Origin of the sequence: Nonomuraea phyllanthi, from assembly GCF_006334985.2 — a bacterium.
GTDB lineage: Bacteria > Actinomycetota > Actinomycetes > Streptosporangiales > Streptosporangiaceae > Nonomuraea > Nonomuraea phyllanthi.
In genome coordinates, this window is sequence record NZ_VDLX02000018.1 from 1 (window position 1) to 18,677 (window position 18,677).

The following is an 18,677-nucleotide window of genomic DNA, read 5'->3' on the forward strand; positions in this document are numbered from 1 at the left end:
TCAACCTGCTCAAAGGCAACCGCGGCATGGCGACCCGTTACGACAAGCTCGCCGTACGCTACGAAGCCGTCGTCATCATCGCTGCGATCAACCAGTGGCTCAACGCCTTATGAAACACGACCTAGGCGAGCGTGACCGTTCATGCTCCACACTTTACTTTCCACCAGGCCGCCGAATCCGCTGCTCCAGGGACGCCCGAGGCGAGCAGCAGCTCACCGTCCACCCCGAAGTCCACGGGGTCCGGCGTGAGGTTGACGGCGCAGACGTACGGGCCCCTGGAGAACACGAGCGTGCCCTCCGGCGACTCCTGCCAGGTCAGCCCGCCGCGAAACGAGCGCCGCAGCCGCAGCGCCGCCCGATACAGCTCCAGCGTCGAGCCGGGCGCCCCTTCCTGCGCCTCCACGCTCAGTTCGGCCCAGCCGGCCGGGATGGGCAGCCACGGGTCGCGCCAGCCGGACTCGCGGGTCCAGGGCAGCGGGACGCGGCAGCCGTCGCGGCCGCTGTCGGGGTCGCGCAGCCGCTGCGGGTCCTGGCACGCCTCGGCGGGCAGGTCGAGCACCTCGGGCAGGCCCAGCTCCTCGCCCTGGTAGACGTAGACCGAGCCGGGCAGCGCGAGCGTCAGCAGCGCGGCGGCGCGCGCCCTGGCGAGGCTGCCGTAGCGGGTGACGTGCCGCTTGACGTCGTGGTTCGACAGCACCCAGGTGCTCGGGGCGCCGACGGAGGCGGCGGTGGCGAGCGAGGAGTCGATCACCGCCCGCAGCTCGGCGGCGTCCCACGGGGCGAACAGGTAGTGGAAGTTGAACGCCTGGTGCAGCTCGTCGGGGCGGACGTACCGGGCCAGCCGCTCGGCCGTCGGCGCCCACGCCTCGGCCACGCCGATGCGCTCGCCGGGGTAGGAGTCGAGCACCCGCCGCCACGCGCGGTGGATGTCGTGCACGCCGTCGAGGTCGAAGAACGGCACCGGCTCACGGCCGACCATCCGGGCCTGGCCGGAGCGGCCGGCGTCGGGCAGGCCGCGCGGCTTGACCATGCCGTGCGCCACGTCCACGCGGAAGCCGTCGACGCCCAGGTCGAGCCAGAAGCGCAGGGTCGACTCGAACTCGCCGCGCACCTCGTCGTTGTCCCAGTTGAGGTCGGGCTGCGTGGAGTCGAACAGGTGCAGGTACCACTGCCCGTCGGCGACCTGCGTCCACGCCGGGCCGCCGAAGATCGACTCCCAGTCGTTCGGCCGGTCGCGGAAGATGTAGCGCTCGCGGTGCTCGCCGCGCAGCGCCTGCTGGAACCAGGGGTGCTCGGAGGAGGTGTGGTTGGGGACGACGTCCACGATGACCCGCAGGCCGAGCCCGTGCGCCTCGTCGATGAGCGCCTTGGCGTCGGCGAGCGTGCCGAACAGCGGGTCGACGTCACGGTGGTCGGCGACGTCGTAGCCGAAGTCGGCCATGGGGGAGCGGTAGAACGGCGTCAGCCAGACCGCGTCAACGCCCAGGCCCGCCAGGTACGGCAGGCGATCGCGAACTCCGATCAGGTCGCCGACGCCGTCGCCGTCACCGTCGGCGAAGCTGCGCACGTACACCTGGTAGATCGCGGCGTCCCGCCACCATGCGGTCATAGTCTCCCCCCGAAGGTCTCGACTATGAAATCCCTTGCCGCAAGTTTACGCAAGCCCTTACACCCACCACCAATACGGAAATTCGGGGCTACGGACCACCAAAACACGCGACCGAAACGCCGGCGGAAGAGATTCTTCATGGCAAGGGTGGACATGTAGCGTTAAGGCGCGATGTACTACCTCTTCAATCAGCCTCGTCACAGGTGACACGCGCGCAAGGTGTAGGCCCATGAGCTCGGTCGTTCTCGACAAAGTGACCAAGGTGTATCCGGGCGACTACCTCGCAGTCGACCGGCTGAACCTTCGGGCGGAGGCCGGCGAGTTCCTCGTCCTCCTCGGTCCCTCCGGTTGCGGCAAGTCCACGCTGCTCCGCATGATCGCGGGCCTGGAGGAGATCACGGAGGGCGACCTCTGGCTGGACGGGCAGCTGGCCAACCACCTGGCCCCGCGCGACCGCGACGTCGCCATGGTGTTCCAGAACGGCGCCCTCTACCCGCACAGGACCGTGCGCGGCAACATCGCCTTCCCGCTGGAGATCGCCAAGTCGGACCCGGCTCTGGTGCGCGAGCGCGTGACCGAGCTGTCGAAGGCGCTGCACATCGACGAGACCCTGGACCGCCGCCCCGGCACCCTGTCCGGCGGGCAGCGGCAGCGCGTGGCGATGGGCCGGGCGATCGTCCGCCAGCCCAAGCTGTTCCTCATGGATGAGCCGCTGTCCAACCTCGACGCCGGCATGCGCACCGAACTGCGCATGGAGATCTCGGCGCTGGTCAGGTCGCTCGGCGTCACCACGATCTACGTGACGCACGACCAGGTCGAGGCCCTGACGCTGGCCGACAGGATCGCGATCCTGAATCGCGGGGTCCTGCAGGACGTCGGCACGCCGGCCCAGATTTACAACGATCCAGCCACGGCGTTCGTGGCCGCGTTCCTCAACTCCCAGCAGCTGAACCTGCTCGCGGCCAACGTCAGGACGCCGCAGAACCAGTACGTCATGCTCGACTTCGGCCCGCACCGGCTCACGCTGCCGTGGAGCGATCCGAGGGCGTACGCGATCTCGCAGCACACCGGCGGCCAGGTGCTGGTCGGCATGCGGCCCGACGGGCTCGCGCCGGTGCCGGAGTCGTACGAGGGGCCGTCCTTCTTCGGGCGGGTGCGCACGCTGGAGTACCACGGGCACGAGTGGCTGGCGTACCTGGAGTGCGGGATGCCGGCCGTCCCGGTGCCGGAGCCGCCGGACCCGCGCGTGCGCCTCAACGGCGAGAAGAACGGGTCGGGCAAGCTCGCGGGGCTGGTGCGGCGCCTCTTCTCCTCGCCGGCGCACGAGCAGGAGCACCAGGACCAGGAGCAGGTGGGGCAGCACCCCAACAGCGGCATCCACCGCCGCTCGGACCTGATCGTCCGCCTCGGCAACCGGCCCGTCTGGCGCGCCGGCGACGCGGCCAAGGTGGCGGTGGATCTCTCCCGCGTCATGATCTTCACCCTCGACGGCGCGCGTATCGACCCTCCCCGCCGTTGATCCTTCTTGTTACGGCGGAGCCGGTCTGACCCCACCCGCCGCACGTGGCCGAGGGCCTCCAGGGTGACGCCCTCTGACCCGCACATGGCCGGCCGCCGTCACGGCGTTCTGAGCCTCCGGAGTCCGGACAGCACCGCCGGATCGAACCAGGTTCCGTCGGGAGTCCGGCCGAAGCCTCACGAGGTGGGGGTCCAGCGGGGGCCGTCCGGGGTGTCGTCCACGGTGATGCCCCCCGTGAGCATCGCGGCCCGGAGCAAGTCCGCCACGTCGTACCGTCCCTCCTCGCGCAGCCGTCCCCGGAGCGCCAGCAGGGGTTCCACGAGGGAGCCCAGGGCGAAGGAACGGAGGCCGGCGGCCGAGGCGAGCTCGCCGAGGCGGGCGATGAGCAGCCGCATCAGCTCCCTGGCCTGCTCCACCCCGCCCGCGTCCTCCTCCGTGTCGGCCGCCCACTTGACGAGCTCCGCCTCCAGGTCGAGCACCGTCTGGGCCGCCCCCACCATGTCGGATCCGGCCACGGCCGCCCGGAACCGCTCCTCGCACCGCTGGATCGTCTCCTCCAGCGTCACTTCGGGGGCGGCGGGCTCGGCCGGGGACGGCGGGACGGTGGCGGGGCCGGAAGCGCCCTCGGCCAGGCGGCGCAGCCCGGCGAGGTCGGTGCGGGCGCCCGTGGGCAGCACGGCCTGCGAGCCGGGGCGGCGCACGGTCAGGCCGCCCCGCCCCGCCACGTGCACCGCCTCGCTCTCCAGGTCGATCACCAGGGCGGTGTGCTCGTCGAGGCCGAGGACGGCGGTGCCGGGCGGCAGTTCGCGCTCCATGCGCGACAGCCGGCGCTCCCCGAGATAGCAGTAGCGGGTGTCGTGAGTGCCGCCCTCGGCGTTGTCGAAATGGGGGATGAGCACGGCCCGCAGGCCGAGCGGCTCCAGCAGGTCGATGCCCTCGCGCCAATGGGGATCCGCGCCCACCTTGTAGATTTCGTAAACGGGCACGGTGGCCAGGCCGGCGGTGCAGGCGGCGGCCGAGGCCAGCACGGTCACCCCCTGCCGCGAGCGCACCCGGGCGCGCAGGTCACCCGCCACGCCCGAGCCCGCCCACCGGTCGAGCGCGTACGTGGGACTGCCGGGTCCGGAGAACACCCAGCCGGCGCCGGTGATCCCGGCGGCCACCTCGACGTCCAGGCCCACGCTTCGCGCGAAATAGCGGCGGGCGCGGGCGGAGATGTCGGCGGCGTTCTCCTGGAAGGCGTAGGGCGTGTCGAGCAGCACGGCCCGCGCTCCCGCGCGCAGCGTCCGCGCCGCCGCTCGGTGCACCTCCACCATGGTCGGGCTCGTCTCACCAGACCCCATCAACACCAGCAAACCGGGCATGTGTCGGCCTCCCTCTCGCACCCCATCGACTACAGCCTGACCGGCCGAGGTGTTCAAGAGCGTGAACATGTTGCTTGGAGGACGTACTTGCACATGATTGGCAGTAAGTTGTTGGCGGTGACGGCACGACACGTGGTCTCGGTCGAGACGCTCATGCTACGGATGAGCACGGGAAACCTCTGGCACTACCGGCATGCCCGGACCCGGCCCGGGCTTGGGGAGAGCCCCGACGAGGCCGCGCGGCGGCTCGCCGGCGTGGCGGCCGGCGATCCCGGCACCGTCGTGCACTCCACGAGCTGGCGCCACGAACCGGACGGCGAGATCGTCCTGACCTACGCCGTCTGCCCGGACCCGGCGCCCTGGCTGCCCGCCGTCGAGGCGGCCGTGCTGGAGATCGCCAGGGGCGAGGCGCCCGCGACGCCGTCACCCGGCCGCGTCACCCTGGACAACGTGGTCGCGCACGCGGTCAGGCACCTGGCGTTCCTCATGGCCGAGGACCCCGTCGTGGCGCGCGCCCTGTCCGGGCATCCGCGGATCGCCCGCGCCCTGGAGCCGGCGGGCGCCCCGGCGTGACAGACGGCGGCCCAGCGCCTGCATGGGCCGCTCGACGTAGCGGAACGTCAGCGCGCTGATGACCAGCACCAGGGTCACCGCCAGCGCCGACATCATGAGCTGGTACGGCAGAGCCGCCTGCCGCAGATCACCGGTGACCTGCACGAAGTACTTCAGCAGCGGATGGTGCACCAGGTAGAGCGAGTAGCTGATCAGCCCCAGCCAGGTGAGCACCCGGGGCAGCCGCCGCCCGCGCAGCGCCATCCCCGCCGCGAACGTGGCGCCGGCCAGCGCGATCGTCGTGATCCACACGTCCGCCTGGACCCACCACCAGCCGCCCTCGACGGCCCGCAGGGGCGCGACCGCGACGAGCACCGCCGTGACCGCCACCGGCCACAGCCCCCCGTCGCCCCGCTCCCAGCGGTGGATGGCCGTGCCCGCGAACATCACCGCGACCACCGCCACCCCCAGCCACGGCACCCGGCTGCTCAGCACCAGCAGCGCCAGCGCCATCAGGCCCAGCACGCAGGCCGAGGCCGTGCGGAAGCGGCCCCAGACCACGCACGCCAGCCCGGCCACGAACACCGCCCCGGACACGTACGCCGGGAGCCCGCCCACCAGCACCGCGCCCGACGCCACCAGCCCGACGGCCACGGCGCCCGCCGCGAACGACATCGACAGCAGCCCGCTGCGCCCGTGCCCCTTGACCAGGAACAGCGCCGTGACCAGCAGGTAGAACACCATCTCGTACGACAGCGTCCACATCGTGTCGGCGACCCCGCCCACGCTCACGACGTCGAGCAGCATGGTCGCGTGCGCGGCGACCGCGCTGCCGTCCCTCGGCACCTCCGCGCGTACCGGCACCCACCAGGCCAGGGCGAGCACGGCCACGATGACGCTCAGGTAGAGCGGGTAGAGGCGGAAGAACCGGCTGACCCAGAACGCGCGCACGTCGCCGTGGCGCTCCAGCGAGGCCGGGATGATGTAGCCGCTGACCAGGAAGAAGACCAGGATGCCGTAGATGCCGAGACTGAACCAGTACGGCCTGAGCTCCGGCAGGAACCACGGCAGCAGGTGCTCGGCCACCACGGCCATCGCGCCGATCCCGCGCAGCGCGTCCAGCCACGCGAGCCTGGATGGGGCGGGAACGGTGGACACCCGCACCAACCTACCCCGACCGGACAGCATGATGCTCATGAGCTCCCGCTACGCTGGGGGATCCGTGGCGATCTCAGGAGGCTGAACGATGACCGTCGCCGTCCACGTCGGACCCGAGCCGGTGCCCGTCCTCATCGACGCCGTACGCCGGGCCGGCGGCGAGGTCGTGCCGCTGGAGCAGGCCGAGGCGATCGTCTACTACGGCAGCGACGACCCCGACGAGCTGCGCTCCATGATCCACGACCGCGTCCGCTGGGTGCAGCTGCCGCACGCGGGCGTCGAGCGGTGGACGCGGGCCGGGGTCATCACCGACAAGCCGGTCTTCACCGCCGCCACCGGCTCGTACGGCCCGCCGGTCGCCGAGCACGCGCTGGCCCTGATGCTACTGGCGGCGCGCGGCCTGCACCGGCTGGCCAGGGCCACGACGTGGGGGCCCAACACGTCGAGGGAGTTCGCCGGCTCGACGGTCGCGATCGTCGGCTACGGCGGCATCGGCCGGGCGCTCACCCGCATGCTGGAGCCGTTCGGCTGTCGGATCCTCGCGGTCACCGACCGCGGCGAGGCGCCCGGCGCCGACGTCGTGCTCCCGCGGGCCCGCTTCCGTGAGACCCTGCCCGAGGCCGGTTACGTGGTGATCGCGGCGCCCGCCACGCCCGAGACGAAGGGCATGTTCGGCAAGCGCGAGTTCGACCTGATGCGCGAGGACGCCTGGCTGGTGAACGTCTCCCGAGGCGGCCTCGTCGTCACCGACGACCTGGTGGCGGCGCTGCGTGAGGGCCGCATCGGCGGCGCGGCCCTCGACGTCACCGACCCCGAGCCGCTGCCCGACGGGCACCCGCTGTGGGGGATGGACAACGTGCTCGTCACCCCGCACAGCGCGAACCCGCGCCCCGCCTACTGGCGCGGCCTGGCCGAGCGCGTCACCGCCAACGTGCGGCACCTCCGCGACGGCGAGCCGCTGGAGGGCCGCGTGTCGCCGTCCCAGGGCTTCTGACCTCGTAGTTCGTCAGGCCTTTCAGGCCGGGTGGCTCTCGCGGGGGCCGGTCGTGGCTAGTCGAGGCTGAGCCGGGCCCCGGCGCTGAGCCCCGAGTCGTGCACCTCGAGCCCCACCGGGTCGAGACCCTTCGGGAACTCGAACACCAGCGCCCCCGTGAACGACCGCCCCGCCTCGATGCGGATCGGCGTGATCTCCTTGCCGTCCTTGTCGAGCAGCTTCGTGCCGCCGTGCAGCTCGTCGTCCTCGTCGATCAGCTTCTGCTGGCCCGGGTAGAGCACCCTGGCCTCCTGGCCGAGGTTGCTGATCTGCACCCCGATCTGGCACGTGCGCTTGTCCGCCGACTTGTCCGGCTTGGGGCACGTGGTGCTCGTCACGGCGAAGCGCAGCTTGCCGTCCTGCACGGGGCCGTCCTCGCCGGCCGCCGGGGAGCGGGACATCCACACCAGCACGGCGATCAGCGCCACCACCAGCACGACCACGATGACCAGGGCGGTCAGGCAGCCCGTCAGCACGCCGCGCTTGCGCTTGACGGGCGGGTAGCCCGGCAGCGGCCCCTGGCCGGTGGTCGAGTGGTGGGGCAGCGGGCCCTGACCGGTCTGGGGGAGGGGGAGCGGCGTCCTGCCGGTCCTGCCGGGGTGCGGCCCGCGCGGCCCGTACCCGGCCCGCTCGGGATGCGGCGGCAGGGGGCCCGTACGTTCGGGGTGGAGCGCCTGGGCGCCGGGCACGGGCCCCGTGCGATCGACAGGCGGCGGCTGCCGCATCCCACGCGCCACGCCCGGCCCGGTGCGCTCGGCGGGCGGCACGTGACCGGGCCCGGCCGGCGGATGGTCGACGGGTGGTACGCGGCCCACGCCCGGCCCGGTGCGCTCGGCCGGTGGCACGTGAGCGGGCCCCGGTCCGACGCGGTCGGCGGGCGGCAGGTGACCGGGCGCGCTGCGGTCGGCGGGAGGAACGTGCGCGGGTCCGGCCGGCATGCGGCCGACGCCCGGCCCGGTGCGCTCCGCGGGGGGCACGTGTCCGGGGCCGGCCGGTGGGTGGTCGGCCGGGGGCGGCGGCTGGGGGGCGCGGGCGGGCGCGTCGGGGCGCGGGCCGCGGCTGTCAGGGCGGTGGGGCGGTTGCGGACGGCCGGCGCCCGGCACCGGACCCGTGCGGTCGGGCGGCATCCGGTGCGGCGGCTGCGGCATCAGCGGGAAGTCCGACGGGTTCCACGCGTTCGTCAGGTGCTTGGTGGCGGCCAGCTGCGCCGCGGGCTCGTCGGCCGCGCCCACCAGCTCCAGCAGCAGCTGCCTGGCCGCGGGCCGGCGCGCCGGGTCGGGGTGGATGGCCGCGGCGACCAGCCGGTCGAGCGGCGCGGGCAGCCCCCGCAGGTCGGGCGGCGCGGTGCGGGCCCTGGCCGCCATCACGTAGGCGTCGCCCTCGCCGAACGGATGCCCGCCGAGCCCCGCGTACGCGATCAGCGACCCCCACGCGAACACGTCACCCGCCGGGCTGGTGCGCCCCTCGAAGACCTGCTCGGGAGCGATCCACCCCGGCGTGCCCATCACCATGCCGGCGTTCGTGTGGCGGGAGTCGACGTGCGACGACCGCGCCAGCCCGAAGTCGATCACCCGCGGCCCGGCCAGCGTCAGCATCACGTTGGCCGGCTTGAGATCGCGGTGCACCAGCCCCGCCGCGTGGATCGCGGTCAGCGCGGCGGCCACGCCGACCGCCGCGGAGTGCAGCACGGACGGCGAGAGCGCGCCGTGCTCGATCAGGTGGTCCTCGAGCGAGATGCCGTCGATGTACTCGGTGACGAGGTAGAGGACGCCGCGGTCCTCGCCGTGGTCGAGCACGCGCGCGGTGCAGAACGAGGCCACCTTGCGCGCGTTGGACACCTCTTCGTGGAACCGCGCCCGGTAGACCGGGTCAGCGGTGAAGTCGCGCCGGATCGCCTTGAGCGCCACCCGCGAGCCGTCGGCGGCCTTGGCGAGGTAGACCACGCCCATGCCGCCGGAGCCGAGACGGCTGATCAGCTCGTAGGGGCCGATCGCCGGCGGATCTTCCGGCTCCAGCGGAGTGCCAGCGGAGCGCCCCAACGTCGCCGTCCTCTCGCCGTCGTGATCCCGTCTCAATCCGAACCGTTCCTCCGCCCGGCACGCTTTTTTGTACCCAAGACTCTAACGGAGGAAGGGCTTGCCCGTCGGCCACTGGGGATGAGCGGGCACACCGGCCGCGGGCCTTCACGCGCGGCTCCGGCCGCGGGCCGCGCGGCTCCGGCCGCCGGTCAGCGGGAGGCCGGTCAGCCGGGCGGGAGAACGGTCGGGCCGGTCGGCAGGGGGCGGTCGGACGGTCAGCGGAGGGCGGCGGCTTCTGAGGCCAGTTTCTCCACGCGGCCCCAGTCGCCGGCGGCCAGCGCGTCGGCCGGGGTCAGCCAGGAGCCGCCGACGCACCCCACGTTCGGCAGCGCCAGGTAGTCGGCCGCCGTGTCGGGCCGGATGCCCCCGGTCGGGCAGAACCGCACGTCCGGCAGCGGGCCGCCGAGAGCCTTGAGGTAGGGGACGCCGCCCGCCGCCTCGGCGGGGAAGAACTTCAGCTCCTTGAGCCCCCGCTCGACCAGCGCCATCGCCTCGGACACGGTGGCCGCGCCCGGCAGGTACGGGACGCCGCTCGCGTCCATGGCCTCCACCAGCGACAGGGTCGTGCCGGGCGAGACGAGGAACTTGGCTCCCGCCGCCAGGGAGGCCGCGATGTCCTCCGAGGTCCGGATGGTCCCGGCGCCCACCGTGGCCTCGGGTACCTCGGCGGCGATCCTGGCGATGGCCTCGCGCGCGGCGGGCGTGCGCAGCGTCACCTCGATGGCCGGCAGGCCGCCGGCGACGAGCGCCCTGGCCATGGGTACGGCGCTCCCGGCGTCCTCGATCACCACGACAGGGATCACCGGAGCGAGATCGAGCAAGCTCATGGGATTCTTCTCCTCATCGGCCCGTTCCGGCCGTCTAGTCACGTACACAACACACCGGTCGCCGACCATGGCCCTGCCCCCGGGGGTCGGCCCCAACCGGGTCAGCCCACGAGCCGCGCGCGGGCGCGCTGGGCCAGCCAGGCGGCGGCGCCCGTGAGCGCCGGCTGCGGCGCGACGATCAGCACCGTGCCGATGGCCGCGAGATAGTCGGCCATGTCGGGATTGGCGGTGAACCGGGCGCGGAAGTCGCCGGCGCACACGCGTTCCACGATACGGGGGAGCACTCCGCCGCCCAGATACACCCCGCCCCTGGCCCCGAGGGTCAGGGCGACATTCCCGGCGAAGCTCCCCAGCAGGCCGCAGAACACCTCGATCGTCTCCGCGCACAGCGGGTCGTCCAGCCGGGCCACGATGTCCGAGGCGCCCAGCTCCGGCGCGGCGACGCCGTTCACCTGGGCGAGCGCCCGGTGCAGCCGCACCAGCCCCGGCCCTGACAGCACGTGCTCGGCCACCACGTACGGCAGCCCCTGCGACTGGAGCGCCCGGACGACCTCCCGCTCGCGCCGCTCCACCACCGGAACGGTGACGTGCCCGCCCTCGCCGGGGATCGGCGTCCAGCCGCAGTCACCGGGCACCAGCCCGCCGACGCCGAGCCCGGTGCCCGGCCCCAGCACGGCCTTGACGCCGTGGCCGGGCTCCGGGCCGCCCAGGGAGACCAGGTCGCCGCCCGTCAGGTGCGGCAGCGACACGGCCAGCGCCTCGAAGTCGTTGAGCAGCACCGCGTACGGCACGCCGAGGTCGCGTACGGAGCCGGCCCACGGCGAGTTCGTGAGCCGGTAGTGGTCGCCGTCGATCGGTCCCGCCACGGCCAGGCAGGCCGCCCCCGGTCGAACTCCGCCCGCGTGTTCCGCGAGATAGGCGGCTACGGCTTCGGGGAGGGTCGCGTAGTCGGCCCCGGCCAGGACGGCGACGCTCGACGGCGGCGCGCCCGGCGAGGTGACCAGGCCGAACCGGGCGTTGGTCCCGCCGATGTCGGCGACCAGCCACGGAAGGTCGAATGCGGTCACGTCACCGGGCCAGTCCGGCGTGCTGGGCGCCCACGGGGGCGCCCGTCTCCAGGTGGGAGGCGCCGGCCTCGGCGGGGAAGCCGAGCCCCGGGCCGTGGTGGGGCGACTCGGCGCCGCTCACGCCGAAGATCCCGGCGCCCTGCGCCGCGTGCCCCGCCATCCGGCGGAACGCCGCGAACAGCTCGCGCCCGGTGCCCACCCACTGCGCGTCGCTCAGCGGCCGTCCCTCGGGCGCGCGCCGCGCGAGCTCGGGAGCGGGCACCAGCAGCTCCAGCGTGCCCGCCGCCGAGTCGAGCCTGATCACGTCGCCGTCGCGGACGAGGGCGATCGGCCCGCCGTCGGCGGCCTCGGGCGACAGGTGGATGGCCGCGGGCACCTTGCCGGACGCGCCCGACATCCGCCCGTCCGTGACGATCGCCACCCGCTGCCCCCTGTCGAGCAGGACGGCGAGCGGCGGCGTGAGCTTGTGCAGCTCGGGCATGCCGTTGGCGCTCGGCCCCTGGTAGCGGATGACCGCCACGAAGTCCTGGCCGTCCAGCTGGCCCGCCTCGAACGCCCGCAGCAGGTCCAGCTGGTCGTCGAACACCTTGGCCGGTGCCTCGATCACCAGGTGCTCCGGCTTGACCGCGGACACCTTGGAGACGGCCCGGCCCAGGTTGCCGGAGACCATGTGGATGCCACCGTCCGGCGAGAACGGTGCCGCGACCGGGCGCAGCACGTCCAGGTCGGAGCTGCCGCCGACGACCGGCTCCCAGACGGGCGTGCCGTCGACCAGGGTGGGGGCCTCGCGGTAGCGGTCGAGCCCGGGCCCGGCCACGGTCATGACGTCGGCGTGCAGCAGGCCCTCGTCGAGCAGGTCGCCGATGAGCACCTGCATGCCGCCGGCCTCGCGGAAGTGGTTCACGTCCGCCTGGCCGTTCGGGTAGATCTTGGTGAGCGACGGCACGGCCCCCGACAGGCAGGCGAAGTCATCCCAGGTCAGGACGATCCCGGCGGCGGCGGCCATGGCGACCAGGTGGATCGTGTGGTTCGTGGAGCCGCCGGTGGCCAGCAGGGCGACGCAGGCGTTCACGATGGCCTTCTCGTCGACCAGCTCGCCGATCGGCGTGTACTCCTGGCCGTGCGCGGTGATCTCCACCGCCCGGCGCCCGGCCGCCTCGGTGAGGGCGTGGCGCAGCTCGGTGTGCGGGTTGACGAAGGTCGAGCCGGGCAGGTGCAGGCCCATGACCTCCATCAGCGCCTGGTTGGAGTTGGCGGTGCCGTAGAAGGTGCAGGTGCCGGGCGAGTGGTACGACTTGGCCTCGGCGTCCAGCAGCTCCTCGCGCCCGACCTTGCCCTCGGCGAAGAGCTGGCGGGTGCGGGCCTTGACCTTGTTCGGCAGGCCGGAGGCCATCGGACCGGCCGGCACGAAGATCGCGGGCAGGTGCCCGAAGTGCAGCGCCCCGATGAACAGCCCCGGCACGATCTTGTCGCACACGCCCAGCAGCAGCGTGGCGTCGAACATGTCGTGCGACAGCGCGATCGCCGTGGCCATCGCGATCACGTCGCGGCTGTAGAGGGACAGCTCCATGCCGGGCCGCCCCTGCGTGATGCCGTCGCACATCGCGGGCACGCCGCCCGCGACCTGGGCCACGCCGCCCGCCCTGCGCACCGCCGCCTTCAGCTCCGGCGGGTACGTCTCGTACGGCTGGTGCGCCGACAGCATGTCGTTGTAGCTGGTCACGATGGCCACGCCCGGCTTGGCCGTACCCCTGAGAGCCGGCTTGTCCTCGGCGGACGCGCCCGCGAAGCCGTGCGCCAGGTTCGCGCAGCCGAGGTGGGCGCGGGCCGGGCCCTTGGCCCTGGCGGCCTCGCCGTCGCGGCGGATCCGCTCCAGGTAGGCGGCCCGGCTGGCGGCGCTCCGCTCGGCGATCCGGTCGGTGACGTCCTGAATGACGGGGTTCACAGCTCTTCTTCCTCCTCGTGCCAGGCACGACCGCTGCGGCCGAGCAGCTCGTGGGCTCCGGCGGGGCCGGTGGTTCCGGCGGGGTACGGCTCGGGCAGGTCGGACGAGGACTCCCAGGCCGACAGGATCGGGTCGATCCAGCGCCAGGCCGCCTCCACCTCGTCGCGCCGCATGAACAGGGTCGGGTTCCCGGCCAGCACGTCCGTCAGCAGCCGCTCGTACGCCTCGGGCACCCGCGCCGTGAACGTCGTGCCGAAGTTCAGCGACAGCGGCACCGGCTTCAGCGTCACCTCGCCCGCGCCCGGCTCCTTGGCCATGATGTGCAGCTCGATGCCCTCCTCCGGCTGCAGCCGCAGCACCAGCCGGTTCGGGCCGCCGCCGGGGAAGATGGAGTGCGGCACGTCCTTGAACTGCACCACGATCTCCGACCTGCGGTACGGCATGCGCTTGCCGGTCCGCAGGTAGAACGGCACCCCGGCCCATCGCCAGTTCTTGATCTCGGCCCTGATCGCGGTGAACGTCTCCACCCGCCGCGAGGCCTCGGTCGGCGGCGTGGAGGCGGGCTCGTCCAGGTAACCCGGCATGCCGTCCGCCTCGGTGTACTGGCCCCGCACGGTGAAGCGCTCCACCTCGGTGCCCGCGATCGGCCGCAGCGCCTGCAGGACCTTGACCTTCTCGTCGCGGATGGCCTCGCGGTCGTTGCGGGCCGGCGGCTCCATCGCGGTCAGCGTGAGGAGCTGGAGCAGGTGGTTCTGCACCATGTCGCGCAGCGCGCCCGCGTGGTCGTAGTAGCCGCGCCTGCCGGGCGTGCCGACGGTCTCGGCCGCGGTGATCTGGACGTGGTCGATCCACAGGGAGTTCCAGATCGGCTCCAGGAAGGCGTTCGCGAAGCGCAGGACCAGCAGGTTCTGGACGGTCTCCTTGCCCAGGTAGTGGTCGATCCGGAAGATCTGGTGCTCGTCGAAGATGGCGCCGACCTCGTCGTTGATCCGCTGCGCGCTCGGCAGGTCGTGGCCGAGCGGCTTCTCCAGCACCACGCGCGAGCGCGGCGTGACCAGCCCGGCCTCGCGCAGCTCGCGGCAGAACGGGCCGAACGTCCTGGGCGGGCTGGCCAGGTAGTAGACGCGGTCACGCTGCTCGTCCTCGGCCAGCAGCCGGGCCAGCGCCTCCCACCCCGAGGCGTCGGCGCCGCCCACGTCCACCGACACGTGGCGCAGGCGGCCGAGGAAGCGCTGCCACACGGCGGGGTCGTCGACCGGGACGCGGTCGCGTACCTCGGCGTCCACCTTGCCGCGGAAGTCCGCGTCGGTCAGCCCGCCACGGGACATGGCGATCACGCGGGTCTCCGGGGACAGCCGGCCGTCCCTGTCGCTGTGGTAGAGCGCCGGGAGCAGCTTGCGCATGGACAGGTCGCCGGTCCCGCCGAAGACGACGAGGTCGGCGGTGTGGGCTGGGCTGGTTGTCGGCACGGGGGACACGGTGACGGGCTCCGATGATCTACCAAGTAGGGACAGAACGGACACTAACGAGAGTTTGGGTCGTACACAAGCCGAGTTTTGGTATTTGAGATGAAAAAGTCGGTACTTTTCATGACCTAACTACATGTGGTTCACTTAGCCGATGCCTCGACGTACCGCCGCGACCCTCGCCAGCAGTGGTGAGGTGCTCCGCCTCATCCGCACCGGCGAGGCCGTGACCCGCGCCGACATCGGCCGGGTGACCGGCCTGTCGCGCCCCGCGGTGCAGCTGCGCGTCGGTGAGCTGCTGGAACGCGGCCTGGTCGTGGAGCGCGACGACGCCCCGTCCACGGGCGGCAGGCCGCCGGTCCGGCTGGAGTTCAACGCCGCGGGCGGCGTGGTGCTGGTCGCGGCGCTCGGCGCCAGCCGCACCCGGGTGGCCGTCTGCGACCTCGCGGGCCGCGAGCTCGACGGGCGCGAGTTCGCGATGGACGTGGAGGAGGGCCCCGACGTCGTCCTGCCGCTGCTCATGGACACCTGGGACGAGCTGCTCGGCGACCGGCCGCGCTCGACGATCAGGGGTGTCGGGATGGGCGTGCCCGCCACGGTCGAGTTCGCGCAGGGCCGCACGGAGAGCGCCCGCGTGATGGCGTCGTGGACCGGCGTGGTGATCCCGCCGATCATCCGTACTCGCTTCCCCGTCCCGGTGCTCGTGGACAACGACGTGAACGTGCTGGCCATCGGCGAGCACCGCGGCGTCTACCCCGACCTGGGCGACCTGATGTTCGTGAAGATCTCGACGCGGATCGGCGCGGGCGTGATCGCCGGCGGCGGCATCCTGCGCGGCGCGCTCGGCGCGGCCGGGGAGATCGGGCACATCCCGGTGCTGGACGGCGGCGGCGTGCTGTGCCGCTGCGGCAACACCGGCTGCGTCGACTCCGTGGCCAGCGGCACCGCGCTGCTGCGCGACCTGCGCGCGGCCGGCAAGGACGTCAAGACCATCGCGGACGTGACCGCGCTCGTGCGGGCCGGCGACGCCGAGACCATGGCCACGGTGCGCGAGGCCGGGCGCAGGATCGGCGAGGTGCTGGCCGGAGCGGTGAACATCCTCAACCCGTCGGTGGTGGTGCTGGGCGGCGACGTGGCGGAGGCGTTCGGCCCGCTGGTGTCGAGCATCCGCGAGGTCGTCTACCGCCGCTCCACGGCCCTGGCCACCCGGCGGCTGCACATCGAGCCCAGCCGGCTCGGCGCGGGGGCGGGCATCAGCGGGTGCGCGGTCATGGTGCTTGACCACGTGCTCTCGCCGGAGGCCGTGGACGAGACCATGCCTGTTTCGTCCCCCCGCGTCCCGTCGCTCTGATCGTCTCCACCTTTTGCCCGTTACGGCTCCGCACGGGCCGACGCCCCTTGCCGTCCGTCGCATCCCGTCGTTCTGGCGTTCCCGTCCTCCATCCGTTACGGCTCCGCACGGTGGGCCGCACGCGCCGACGCCCCGTGCCCTCTGTCATGGCCGGTCGTGAAGGCTCACGGGTTGCTCGCCATGACGACGCGCATCCTTGGCCGGCTCCGTGGTGACTCCCGAGTCTTCGGCCGGCTCCGGGGTGGTGCTCGAGCCGGTCACAGGTCCCAGCGAGGTTCGTCGCTCTCCCTCACGAGCCCGTCCGCCCCGAACACCAGATACCGGTCGAGGTCGTCCGCGAACCACCGGTCGTGCGTGACCGCCAGCACCGTCCCCTCGAACCCGGCCAGCCCCCGCTGGAGGGCGTCCGCGCTCGCCAGGTCGAGGTTGTCCGTCGGCTCGTCGAGCAGCAGCAGCGTGGCCCCCGACAGCTCCAGCAGCAGGATCTGCAGCCGGGCCTGCTGGCCGCCCGACAGAGTCTCGAACGCCTGCCCGCCGGCCGGCGCCAGCTCGTAGCGGGCCAGCGCCGCCATCGCCTCGTTGCGGGTCATGGCGTGCTCGTGCGTCACCACGTCGGCGGCGGTGCGCCCGTGCAGGTCGGGCCGCACGTGGGTCTGCGCGAAGTGCCCTGGGCGGACCCGGGCGCCCAGGCGGGCGACGCCCGCGTGCGCGACGGGCTCGCCCGCCAGCAGGCGCAGGAAGTGGGACTTGCCCGTGCCGTTCATCCCGAGCACGCCGACGCGCTCGCCGTACCTGATCTCGGTGGAGAACGGACGCAGCAGCCCGGTCAGCTCCAGCGCCTCGCAGACCACCGCCCGCTTGCCGGTGCGCCCGCCGCGCAGCCGCATGCGGACGTTCTGCTCCTTCGGCGCGCGCTGCGGCGGCCCGGCCCGCTCGAAGCGCTCCAGCCTCGTGACGGCCGACTGGTAGGCCCCCGCCAGCGCGTCGTTGTTCGCCGAGCGCTGCCGCAGCGTGTGGACCAGCCGGCGCAGCCGGGCCCGCTCGTCCTCCCAGCGCCGCCGCCGCTCCTCCAGGCGCTCGGCGCGCTGCTCGCGGGCCCGCGCGTAACCGGCGAACCCGCCGCCGTGCACCCACACCCCGCGCCCCTCCACGGTGACGATCCGGTCGGCCGCCTCGGCCAGCAGCCGCCGGTCGTGCGAGACGAGCAGCACGGTCTTGGGAGAGCTCCTGATCGCCCGCTCCAGCCACTGCTTGGCCCGCACGTCGAGGTAGTTGTCGGGCTCGTCGAGCAGCAGCACCTCGTCGGGGCCGCGCAGCAGCGCCTCCAGCATGAGCCGCTTCTGCTCCCCGCCCGACAGCGTCTCCAGCCCTCTGTCCTTCACCTGCTCGTACGGCAGGCCGAGCGCCTCGGTGGCGCACACGTCCCACACCACCTCGAGCTCGTAGCCGCCCGCGTCGGCGTAGTCGGCGATGGCCTGGGCGTAGGCGAGCTGCGCGGGCTCGTCGTCCCGCCGGGCGATCGCGGCCTCGGCGGCGTCGAGCGTCGCGGCCGCCGCCCTGACACGCTCGGGCGCGACGTTCAGCAGCAGGTCGTGGACGGTGCCCGTGCCGAGGAACTGCCGCATCACGCCGATCCCGCCGCCGCTCGCGATCCGGCCGCCGGCCGGGGCCAGCTCGCCCGCGATCAGCCGCAGCAACGTGGTCTTGCCCGCGCCGTTCGGCCCGACCAGCGCGGCCTTGGCGCCGTCGCCCACCTTGAACGACGCCTCCAGCAGCAGCGGCCGCCCGTCGGGCAGCAGGTACGTCAGGTCGCTCACCTCGATGTGCCCCATCCCGGCCACCTCCACTCGACCAGTGTTCGACTTACTAGACCATCGATCCGGTCACTCGCACAACGTATTATCCCCGGATGGACTCCGTGTGGTCGCGACCCAAGAAGGCGCCCAGGCAGACGCTGACGCTCGGCCGGATCGTGGCCGAGGCGGTGGCGCTGCTCGACGAGGAAGGCGTGGCCCGCCTGACCATGCGCCGCCTGGCCGAGCGGCTCGACACCGGCTCGACCACCCTCTACTGGCACGTCAGGACCAAGGACGACGTCCTCGACCTGGCACTGGACGCCGTCTTCGGCGAGGTGCGCCTGCCCTCACGCGACCGGCCGCCGGAGGGCGGGTGGCAGCGGCCCGTCCGCGAGCTGATCGGCGGCTGGCGGGCGGCGCTGCTGCGCCACCCCTGGTCGGCCACGATCCTCGACCGCCCGCTCATGGGCCCGAACGCCCTGGAACGCACCGAGTTCCTCTACGCGGCCCTGTCGGCCGCCGGCTTCGCCGCCCCCAAGCCCGCCGCCTACAGCCTGTCCAACTACGTCATGGGCTCGGTCGTCATGCAGGTGACCTGGCAGGACCGCGACGAGGGCGGCACCGGCGACTTCCTCGCGGAGCGGGCCGCCCGCTACCCCTCGCTCGCCGAGCACGGGCTCGACCACGCCTGGGACGCCACCTTCGAGGAGGGCCTGGGCTACCTCCTCGACGGCATGGACCAGGCGCTCCACCGCCGGACCGGCGCACCGTGAGGGCCGGCGTCCGGACGCCGAGCCCTTCGGCGAGGGGCGAGACCACGGACCCGGTCAAGAAGCTGCGTCGTCACGGCGAGCGACCCGCGAGCCTTCACGACCGGCCATGACAGGCGGAAACCCGGTGCGGCGCGTGCGG

13 protein-coding genes are annotated in these 18,677 nt (G+C 73.2%); 4 read left to right on the forward strand and 9 right to left on the reverse strand.

Annotated elements, in window-relative coordinates:
- Positions 1–139 precede the first annotated feature (139 nt).
- A complete protein-coding gene (locus FH608_RS37485) occupies positions 140–1,609 on the reverse strand; it encodes a glycoside hydrolase family 13 protein (RefSeq protein ID WP_139635147.1) in 1,470 nt (489 codons plus the stop codon).
- A 229-nt stretch (positions 1,610–1,838) separates the two neighbouring features.
- Here FH608_RS37485 and FH608_RS37490 point away from each other — a divergent pair, with 229 nt between their 5' ends.
- The gene (locus FH608_RS37490) at positions 1,839–3,128 is read left to right on the forward strand and encodes an ABC transporter ATP-binding protein (RefSeq protein WP_139635148.1); all 1,290 of its coding nucleotides are present in this window, start codon (positions 1,839–1,841) and stop codon (positions 3,126–3,128) included.
- Between the two features lie 176 nt (positions 3,129–3,304).
- On the opposite strand, the gene FH608_RS37495 is transcribed toward FH608_RS37490, so the two are convergent.
- Both FH608_RS37495 and FH608_RS37500 read right to left on the reverse strand, forming a co-directional pair.
- Positions 3,305–4,492, reverse strand: coding sequence for a hypothetical protein (locus FH608_RS37495; RefSeq protein WP_139635149.1), 1,188 nt, complete (start codon positions 4,490–4,492; stop codon positions 3,305–3,307).
- 423 nt (positions 4,493–4,915) lie between these two features.
- Complete coding sequence (locus tag FH608_RS37500) at positions 4,916–6,202, reverse strand: acyltransferase family protein (RefSeq protein WP_226900241.1); 1,287 nt, start codon at positions 6,200–6,202, stop codon at positions 4,916–4,918.
- Positions 6,203–6,290: 88 nt separating this feature from the next.
- Here FH608_RS37500 and FH608_RS37505 point away from each other — a divergent pair, with 88 nt between their 5' ends.
- The gene (locus FH608_RS37505; RefSeq protein WP_139635150.1) at positions 6,291–7,196 is read left to right on the forward strand and encodes a D-isomer specific 2-hydroxyacid dehydrogenase family protein; all 906 of its coding nucleotides are present in this window, start codon (positions 6,291–6,293) and stop codon (positions 7,194–7,196) included.
- A gap of 56 nt (positions 7,197–7,252) precedes the next feature.
- Here FH608_RS37505 and FH608_RS37510 read toward each other — a convergent pair whose 3' ends face one another.
- From FH608_RS37510 to zwf, 5 genes are all read right to left on the reverse strand, one after another.
- On the reverse strand, positions 7,253–9,274 hold the full coding sequence (locus FH608_RS37510; protein ID WP_139635151.1) for a serine/threonine-protein kinase: 2,022 nt from the start codon (positions 9,272–9,274) through the stop codon (positions 7,253–7,255).
- Positions 9,275–9,528: 254 nt separating this feature from the next.
- Positions 9,529–10,140: a bifunctional 4-hydroxy-2-oxoglutarate aldolase/2-dehydro-3-deoxy-phosphogluconate aldolase gene (gene eda / locus FH608_RS37515; RefSeq protein ID WP_139635152.1), complete on the reverse strand. Its 612-nt coding sequence runs from the start codon at positions 10,138–10,140 to the stop codon at positions 9,529–9,531.
- Between the two features lie 101 nt (positions 10,141–10,241).
- Positions 10,242–11,207 carry a glucokinase gene (locus FH608_RS37520; RefSeq protein ID WP_139635153.1) on the reverse strand — a complete coding sequence of 322 codons (966 nt, stop codon included), beginning with the start codon at positions 11,205–11,207 and terminating at the stop codon, positions 10,242–10,244.
- A 1-nt stretch (position 11,208) separates the two neighbouring features.
- Entirely contained in the window at positions 11,209–13,152 is a 1,944-nt protein-coding gene (gene edd / locus FH608_RS37525; protein ID WP_193318843.1) for a phosphogluconate dehydratase, read from the reverse strand.
- Positions 13,149–14,621: a glucose-6-phosphate dehydrogenase gene (gene zwf / locus FH608_RS37530; RefSeq protein WP_139635154.1), complete on the reverse strand. Its 1,473-nt coding sequence runs from the start codon at positions 14,619–14,621 to the stop codon at positions 13,149–13,151. Before zwf ends, edd begins: the two co-directional genes overlap by 4 nt.
- A gap of 151 nt (positions 14,622–14,772) precedes the next feature.
- On the opposite strand from zwf, the gene FH608_RS37535 reads away from it, so the two are divergent.
- Positions 14,773–15,969, forward strand: a complete 1,197-nt coding sequence (locus FH608_RS37535; RefSeq protein ID WP_139635155.1) for an ROK family transcriptional regulator — start codon at positions 14,773–14,775, stop codon at positions 15,967–15,969.
- A gap of 257 nt (positions 15,970–16,226) precedes the next feature.
- Here the strand turns inward: FH608_RS37535 and FH608_RS37540 are convergent, their stop codons facing one another.
- A complete protein-coding gene (locus FH608_RS37540) occupies positions 16,227–17,801 on the reverse strand; it encodes an ABC-F family ATP-binding cassette domain-containing protein (protein ID WP_139635156.1) in 1,575 nt (524 codons plus the stop codon).
- A gap of 77 nt (positions 17,802–17,878) precedes the next feature.
- Between FH608_RS37540 and FH608_RS37545 the strand changes: the two genes are divergently transcribed.
- Positions 17,879–18,538 carry a TetR/AcrR family transcriptional regulator gene (locus FH608_RS37545; RefSeq protein WP_139635157.1) on the forward strand — a complete coding sequence of 220 codons (660 nt, stop codon included), beginning with the start codon at positions 17,879–17,881 and terminating at the stop codon, positions 18,536–18,538.
- Positions 18,539–18,677 lie beyond the last annotated feature (139 nt).

Excerpts from the sequence above, each read along its gene's own strand:
- FH608_RS37490 (WP_139635148.1), top strand. The coding sequence starts at position 1,839 with ATGAGCTCGGTCGTTCTCGACAAAGTGACCAAGGTGTATCCGGGCGAC.
- FH608_RS37540 (WP_139635156.1), bottom strand. The coding sequence starts at position 17,801 with ATGGGGCACATCGAGGTGAGCGACCTGACGTACCTGCTGCCCGACGGG.
- FH608_RS37495 (WP_139635149.1), bottom strand. The coding sequence starts at position 4,492 with ATGCCCGGTTTGCTGGTGTTGATGGGGTCTGGTGAGACGAGCCCGACC.
- FH608_RS37505 (WP_139635150.1), top strand. The coding sequence starts at position 6,291 with ATGACCGTCGCCGTCCACGTCGGACCCGAGCCGGTGCCCGTCCTCATC.
- FH608_RS37545 (WP_139635157.1), top strand. The coding sequence starts at position 17,879 with ATGGACTCCGTGTGGTCGCGACCCAAGAAGGCGCCCAGGCAGACGCTG.
- FH608_RS37535 (WP_139635155.1), top strand. The coding sequence starts at position 14,773 with ATGCCTCGACGTACCGCCGCGACCCTCGCCAGCAGTGGTGAGGTGCTC.
- FH608_RS37485 (WP_139635147.1), bottom strand. The coding sequence starts at position 1,609 with ATGACCGCATGGTGGCGGGACGCCGCGATCTACCAGGTGTACGTGCGC.
- eda (WP_139635152.1), bottom strand. The coding sequence starts at position 10,140 with ATGAGCTTGCTCGATCTCGCTCCGGTGATCCCTGTCGTGGTGATCGAG.